The sequence below is a fragment of the Corynebacterium sp. genome, from assembly GCF_030535495.1.
Lineage (GTDB): Bacteria > Actinomycetota > Actinomycetes > Mycobacteriales > Mycobacteriaceae > Corynebacterium.
Map to the genome: position 1 here is coordinate 1 of NZ_JAUNRW010000103.1, position 7,183 is coordinate 7,183.

6 protein-coding genes and 1 pseudogene are annotated in these 7,183 nt (G+C 71.8%); 4 read left to right on the plus strand and 3 right to left on the minus strand.

The window, feature by feature from the left end:
• On the minus strand, positions 1 to 1,877 hold a 1,877-nt coding region (locus Q4F73_RS10430; protein WP_303359283.1), incomplete at its 3' end, for a glycosyltransferase.
• The gene (locus Q4F73_RS10435) at positions 1,874 to 2,800 is read right to left on the minus strand and encodes a WcbI family polysaccharide biosynthesis putative acetyltransferase (RefSeq protein ID WP_303359284.1); all 927 of its coding nucleotides are present in this window, start codon (positions 2,798 to 2,800) and stop codon (positions 1,874 to 1,876) included. The genes Q4F73_RS10435 and Q4F73_RS10430, both read right to left, overlap by 4 nt.
• A 132-nt stretch (positions 2,801 to 2,932) precedes the next feature.
• Between Q4F73_RS10435 and Q4F73_RS10440 the strand changes: the two genes are divergently transcribed.
• From Q4F73_RS10440 to Q4F73_RS10455, 4 genes are read left to right on the plus strand one after another with little or no spacing between them, the layout of a single operon-like run.
• Entirely contained in the window at positions 2,933 to 3,943 is a 1,011-nt protein-coding gene (locus tag Q4F73_RS10440; RefSeq protein ID WP_303359285.1) for a glycosyltransferase family 1 protein, read from the plus strand.
• Positions 3,940 to 5,004: a glycosyltransferase gene (locus Q4F73_RS10445; RefSeq protein WP_303359286.1), complete on the plus strand. Its 1,065-nt coding sequence runs from the start codon at positions 3,940 to 3,942 to the stop codon at positions 5,002 to 5,004. The genes Q4F73_RS10440 and Q4F73_RS10445 overlap by 4 nt, the downstream gene beginning before the upstream one ends.
• The gene (locus Q4F73_RS10450) at positions 5,001 to 5,945 is read left to right on the plus strand and encodes a hypothetical protein (protein WP_303359287.1); all 945 of its coding nucleotides are present in this window, start codon (positions 5,001 to 5,003) and stop codon (positions 5,943 to 5,945) included. The genes Q4F73_RS10445 and Q4F73_RS10450 overlap by 4 nt, the downstream gene beginning before the upstream one ends.
• On the plus strand, positions 5,942 to 6,802 hold the full coding sequence (locus tag Q4F73_RS10455; protein ID WP_303359288.1) for a glycosyltransferase family 2 protein: 861 nt from the start codon (positions 5,942 to 5,944) through the stop codon (positions 6,800 to 6,802). Before Q4F73_RS10450 ends, Q4F73_RS10455 begins: the two co-directional genes overlap by 4 nt.
• A gap of 69 nt (positions 6,803 to 6,871) precedes the next feature.
• On the opposite strand, the pseudogene Q4F73_RS10460 reads toward Q4F73_RS10455, so the two are convergent.
• Positions 6,872 to 7,183, minus strand: a pseudogene (locus Q4F73_RS10460) (DUF1542 domain-containing protein); the annotation flags it as partial.

A 7,183-nucleotide genomic window follows, 5' to 3' on the forward strand; every position in this document is an offset into this window, starting at 1 on the left:
GCTTCGCGACGCCGCCCGACCATCCGCGCCACCTGTTCTCCCTCCCGGAGGCAGGTGGCGTTGTGGGTGGCGGGGAGGGTGTCGGGGATGACGGGAGCGTCGAGAAGAACGGTGCGCCGCGCCCCCTGCGCCCGGGCGCGCACACGCGGGTCGGCGCGGAAGAGCTCCGGCACCGGATCGGTGATGACGTGGACGTCACCGACCCGCAGCCACCCGATGATGACGGCCTCGGTGACCCCGCTGTCCGCCCAGCCGGGGACGTGGACCTCGATGTCGGCGGTGTCGAAGATGACGCCCGCCGGCCGGGCCAGGGGATGGGTGATGCGGTGGGCGAGGGCGACGGTTTCGGCGTTCTTCTCCGCCGCGTCACCGGAGCGCTCGCCCCAGTCGGGTGCCGCGTGGACCGCGATGGCGGCGGGTTCGTGGACGTAGCGCGCGCCCGCCTCCCAGGCGCGGTGGCCGAACTCCCAGTCCTCGCCGCCGTAGCCGACCATGGACCCGTCGAACCCGCCGATCTCGCGGAAGAACTCCGCCCCGCACCCCAGGGCGGCGGAGATGAGGAAGCGCCAGCTGGTGTCGTCGGCGCGCTGCAGGTGGCCGGTCCGGTGCCAGGCGTCGCGCAGCCACTGCGGTTCCCGGCGTTCCGGGCCGGTCAGGCGCGAACCGACGACCACCGTGCGGTCGTCGGCCATGAGGTGCGGGACCACGGCGCTGAGGTATCCGGGATCCGGCACGGTGTCGCCGTCGAAGAAGGCCAGCACCTTTCCTGTGGCCTGCGCGGCGCCGAGGTTGCGGGCCGCGGCGGCCCGGAATCCGCGGTCCTCCTGGCGGACGACGAGCGCGTCGACGTCCGGCGGGGTCGGGGAGCCGTCGTCGGCGACGATGACTTCCACCTCGCCCGGGTAGTCCTGCTTATCGACGCCCGCGAGCACCTCCCGCAGCCCCTCCTCATCGTCGTAGTAGGGGATGACGACCGAGACCCGTGGCCACAGCCCGCGCCAGAGGGTCACCCAGGCGTCGGCAAGCTCCGGCCAGTCCCACCCGGCGGCGGGGGCGGGTGGCGCGGGGCGGAAGGCGCGGAGGCCGGCCCCGAGATCGGTGACCACCTCGATGCCGGGCCACCTTTCGGCCATCTCGCGGGTGTAGGGCGAATCGCTGACCAGCACCCGCCGCCCGGCACCCACCCAGGCCATGAGGGAACCGGAGGCGGAGTAGTGCCGGTGGGCGCACACGGGGATGGCAATGCGACCCATTTCCACGGCGAGTTCGGCATCGCTCAACCACCCGGTGATCTCGAATTCCACTCCCAGTTCCTCCGCCAGGTCCCGCAGGTGCCGGGCCCAGTCCGCGTGCCCGTCGCTGACCCCGCCGAGGGCGCGGACCCGCAGCCCCGTGCCCGCGGCGGCCCGCAGGAGATCGTCGTGGCCTTTGCCGGGGTAGATGAACCCGAGGATGCCTACCGTTGCGGGGACCGGATCATAGGGGGAGTCGATGGCGGGGACAGCCAAGGGAAGCACCGGCAGGTCGTGGTCGAAGAACGCCGCCTCGTGGCGGGAGTTGACCACGGCGAGGTCGGCGGCGGCGGCGAGGTGCCGATAAGCGCCGGAACGGCGGGCGAAACGAGCGGCTCCCTCGGCCTCCTGCGGAATGTCATGGAGGCTGACGCTGAGCGGATGCCCGGCGCAGCGGGCCAGCACGGCCTCCACCGCCGCGTCCGGGGTGTCGCCGAAGAGGTGGTCGGTGAAGGTGACGTGGACGGGGCCGGGGGGAAGGGGGCCGACGTCGATAAGCACGGAGCCGGGGGAGTGCGAAGCCAGCGCGCGGGCGTATTCGGTGACCCCGTGGCCGTCGGGGCCGACGATGAGGTGGCAGATCATGCCAGCCCCAGCAGCGCCAGGCGCTCGGCATGGCGCTCCAGGCCGGCGGCCACCACCTGCGGATGCGCACGATAGAACTCCAGCTGCGCGGCCACCAGTAAAGGCCAGTCGAGGGGCTCACCGGCCGCCGTCCACTGGGCGCGCCCGGCAACGCTCACCCCGAGGGCACGGGCCGCCCCGGCATCGACGGGCGCCTGCAACCCACCGAGCATCTCCCGGTCGGCGGGCGCGGTGACACGGCCATCGTCGACGATCTCGTCGAGCACGCGCTGCGCCATGAACGCCAGCGACTCGTTGGAGGGGTGGTTGATGGTGTGCCACACGGGAGCGGTCTCCAGGTGATCGGAGACCCGGACCGTGCCGTGGTGGTCCTCGCGGGAGCTCAGCTGACCGATGGACAGGGCAGCTGCGGCGCGGAAGGCCGCCGCACCGGGGTCGACCTCGACCGCGGCGTCGAGGCCCCGGCTGGCGGCGGCGAGAATCCGCAGGTCATGGTACGGAACCACCGGGGGGTTACGCGCGGGGTCGGCGGGGTCACGGATGATCGCGTGCCACGGCATGAGCCCGTCCCAGCGCAACACCGGATAGCGGATGACCGCCGCGCTCGGGGGCAGCAGGGCGGCGAGTTCGGCGGTGCCCAGGGGCAGATCGCGGTAGCCGTCGCGGATGGGCTGGGAGACGAGCACATCCGCCCGCGCCAGCACCGGTGCCAGGAGCGCGACGTCCTCGGTGGTGAACTCGTGGACGGGGGGAATGCGGAAGGAATCGACGCGACCGGAGCTGTCGAGCAGGATGCGGAGGGACTCGGCCTGGCAGTTGCCCATGACCACCACGAAGGGGCGGTCATCGTGCCGAGGGGTGGGGTTGACCTGGTAGAAGTCGCCGTAGTGGCGGCGGCGGGGGAGGTCCGGAGGGGTGGCCATGCCGCCAATGTATCAAGTGTCTCGCATATTAGAGATCGCACTTTTGAGCCAAAACATAAGAACAGGCCTATGATGACCGGGGTGGGGCGATATTAGTCGCCGTTGATAAGAGAATCCGCAGGGAGGTGAGGCATGCGCCCAGACGGTGGAGTGGACACGGTGGATGTCCTGTCCATCCCGGCCGGACACGTCTACACGGACGCGATCCGACCCGCCGGCACACGCTACCGCCCCGACCCCGACATCGACGGCAACTGGTGGCCGCACCCCGCCCTCGACGCGGCCTGGTGGCACGCGCTGCCCGCGGCGGATCTGCCCGACCTCGTGCACCTGCACTTCGGCTTCGACCACCTCAGCGTCCCCGAGACCCGCGCCCTCACCGAGGCGCTGCGCCGCCGCGGCGTCCCCCTCGTGCTCACCGTGCACGATCTGGACAACCCGCATTTCCTCGATCAGCGCGAGCATCACGCCAAACTGCGTCTGCTTATCGACGCCGCCACCACCCTCATCACCCTCACCGCCGACGCCGCCGCCCGCCTGCGCCCGGGCACGCACGTCATCCCCCATCCGCGCGTGGTCGCCGACCCGCCGCGGGCCACCGGCACCGGAACGGGTGTCGGGGTCTTCCTCAAGTCACTGCGAGCCAACGTCATCACCGATCCGGTCTTCTACCGGATCCTCGCCCGCACCGTGCATCGCGCCACCGGTGAGATGCTGCGCGTGCACCTCCACGAGGAGGCCCGCACCGCGCACCTCACCCATGCGCTCGCCCGGGAGCAGGAGGCCGGGGTCCTCGACCTCAAGGTCCACCGACCCATGTCGGATGAGGCCCTGTACCGGGCGGTGGGGCAGTGCGCGGTGGTCCTGCTCCCGTACCAGCGCGGCACGCATTCGGGCTGGTTGGAGATGTGCCGGGACCTCGGCGTGGTGGTCGCCGCGCCGGACTGCGGCATGTATGCCGGGCAGGCGGATGATCCCCGGGCCGTCGCCTCCTATCGCACGGGTGATCCCCTCGACGCCGCCCGGGCCATCATCGACCTCCACGAGCAGGGACCGCTGCCCTTCACCGGCGACCGGGAAATCCAGCTGGCGCAGATCCGGGACGCCCACGACGCGGTGTACCGCCAGGTGGTCGGGCGATGACACTGGCCACCACCCCGCGCCGCCGCATCGCGCTCGTCGCCCCGGCACGCTATCCCATCCGCGAGCCCTACGCCGGGGGCCTCGAGGCCTTCTGCCACACCCTGGTCCGCGCTGTGCGGGACCTGGGCCACACGGTGGATCTGTACGCCGCGGCCGGCTCCCAGGGGCATGTGCGCGCCGTCGAGTTGCCGGGCGTGACCTGGTCGCGCAACCCCCTCGAGGCCAGCGACACCGGTTACCCGCCGGGCGCCCGGGCCGCCGAGGACGCCGCTTTCCGACGCCTCGCCCGACACCTCCAGCGCGAGAACTACGACATCGTCCACAACAACAGCCTCACCCCGGTCCTTTTCGGGTACGGGCTGCCGCTTCTGACCACGCTGCACACCCCGCTGCTCCCGGAGGTGCGGGCGGCGATCGTGGCGACGGGCCCGCAGGCGGGGCGTGTCACGGCGGTCTCCGCCTCCACCGCCGCGGACTGGGCGCTGCCGCACCCGGTCAGCGTCATCCCCAACGGGGTGGACACCGAGTCCTGGCAGCCGGGCCCGGGCGGGGAGGCCGCCGTGTGGTTCGGTCGCATCGTGCCGGAGAAGGGCCTGCACCTGGCCATGGACGCCTGCCGGATGGCGGGCATCCCCCTGCTGTTCGCCGGTCGCGTGGGCGATCACCACTATTTCTCCACGGAGATCGTCCCGCGGATGACCGGGCAGGCCGCCACCTGGGTCGGGGAGCTCGATCACGCGGGCCTGCAGAACCTGGTCGGCCGGTGCCGGGTTTGCCTGGTCACCCCACGGTGGGAGGAGCCCTTCGGTCTGGTCGCCTTCGAGGCCATGGCCAGCGGGACCCCGGTCGCCGCTTTCCGACGCGGCGGCCTCGGCGACTTCCTCGCCACCGCCCCCGCCGCCCTGGCCACCCCGGATGACGTGGCCTCCCTGGCGGCCGCCGTCCACGTCGCCGCCGGTATTGACCGCGCGGTGGTCCGCGAGTGGGTGGTGCGCCACCACAGTCTCCGCGAGGTCGCCCGTCGCTACGCTGAACTCTATTGCGAGGTGCCCATCCGATGATCGGTTTCTACGCCCACCACCACGGCAGCGGGCACCTCCACCGGTGCCGAGCCATCATGGCCGCCCTCGACCGCCCCGCCCAGCTGCTGTCCACGCATCCGTCGGCGGATGTGGTGCTTGTCGACGACGCGGGGGCGTCGATAAGCACCGACCTCGACGCCCACGGCACCTGGCACTACGCACCACCCGGGCATGCCGGGCTGCGGGGGCGGATGGCGCAGATCGCGGCGTGGATCGCCGAGCATCGCCCCGCGGCGTTCTACGTGGATGTCTCCGTGGAGGTGGCGGCCTTCGTGCGGCTCATGGGCGTGCCGGTGATCACGCTGGCCATGCCGGGGGTGCGGGATGATCCCGCCCACCAGCTCGGCTACCGGCAGGCCGCCGCGATCATCGCCGCCTGGCCGAACTGGGTGCCGTTGCCACCCCACCTGCGCGCCCACGGGCCGCGCGTGCACCAGGTCGGAGGTATCTCTCGCTTCACGCAGGTGGGGGAGGTGGTCGACGGTGATGTCGTCGTCCTCAGCGGCCGCGGGGGCTCCGACTGGACCGCCGAGCAGTGGCAGCAGGTGCAGGCCGCCTGCCCGGAGCGGCACTTCCGCTTCCTCGGTGGCGACACGGCCGTCGAGGATCCGCTGCCGTACCTGGCGGGTGCGTCCGTGGTGGTCAGCGCCGGCGGGCAGAACTCCGTCGCCGACATCGCGGTGGCTGACGTTCCGGCCCTGGTGCTGCCCCAGGAGCGGCCCTTCCACGAACAGCACGCGACGGCGGATCTTCTCCGGGACGCCGGACTGGCTGTGGTCCGTCCGCAGTTCCCGGCGGCGGGGGAGTGGCCGGAGGTGTTGAATATGGCGAAAGCGCTGGACAGCCGGTGGATCCGGTGGCAGACTTCCGGTGCAGCGCAGCGAGCGGCTGACGTGATCCGGAAGGTGGTGGCACTGTGACCGCAGCAACCCAGGTGACGGTGGTGACCCTGGCCAATGCCGGGCGGCTGGTCCATGTCGCCCGCCAGGCCGCCTGCCTGCCCCGCGACGTGCGTCACCTCGTGGTCGCCCTCGGGGACGCCGTGGCACTGGCGGGAGCCCTGCCCGACTCCGAGGTCATCCCCCTCGGGGAGTTCTCCCTGGCCGGTGCCCGCAATCTCGGCGGCGACCTGGCGGCGAAGGACTCCGAGGGCATCATCATCTTCCTCGACGCGGACTGTCTGCCCGGGGCCGGGCTCATCGACTCCTACCGCCTGGCGCTTGACGCCCACCCGGAGGCCGTCGTTTCCGGGCCCGTGACCTACCTTCCGGATGGTGACCGCCGCATCACCCGCCCGGACCCGCACCCCGCGCGACCCAATCCCCGGGTGGGCACCCTGCTGCCCGCCGACGACCACGACTACGAGCTGTTCTGGTCCCTGTCGTTTGCCCTCACCGCCGACACCTGGCGGCGCATCCGCCGCAGTTTCGGCGGCTTCGACAAGGGCTACACCGGCTACGGCGCCGAGGACACCGACTTCGGCCAGCATCTGCGCGCCCACCGGATCCCGCTGTTCTGGGTCGGCGGTGCGGACGCCTACCACCAGTGGCACCCCGTCTCCGACCCGCCGTGGGAGCACTTCCACGACATCCTCCGCAACGCCGAGCGCTTTCACGGGATCTGGGGTTTCTGGCCCATGAGCGGCTGGCTGGAGAAGTTCGCCGACGAAGGTGCGGTGGAGTTCCGCGACGGGCGCTGGGTGGCCGTCAGCTCCCGGCAGGCCCGCGTGCAGACCCGTTCCGGTCGGGCCCCGCTGGCCGGGCGGCCGGTGGTCTAGGGCGAGAATCGACAACACGCCGAACCCCTGGTTGCGGGTTCGGCGTGTGAGACGTGTCGCGGGTGCGGATCAGAAGTCGAAGTCGAATCCTCCGCCGTCGAAGAATCCGCCGCTCATGTCGCCGGCGTCACCCATCTCGCCGCCGTCACCGGCGTCGCCGCCCATGGCGTCCTGGTAGCCCTCGCCGTAGCCGGAGGCCCAGTCATCGCCGCTGTAGCCGACGCCGGCCATGCCGGAGAACATCATGGAGAACATCATCATCGACGTCATCGTCCACATGCCGGTGGCCATCGCATCGGCCCACCAGGGGCGGGAGTACCAGCCGGCCGGGACCGGACGGCCCGCGACGTTGCCGCCGGGGTAGTAGTTCGGGGTCTCGTC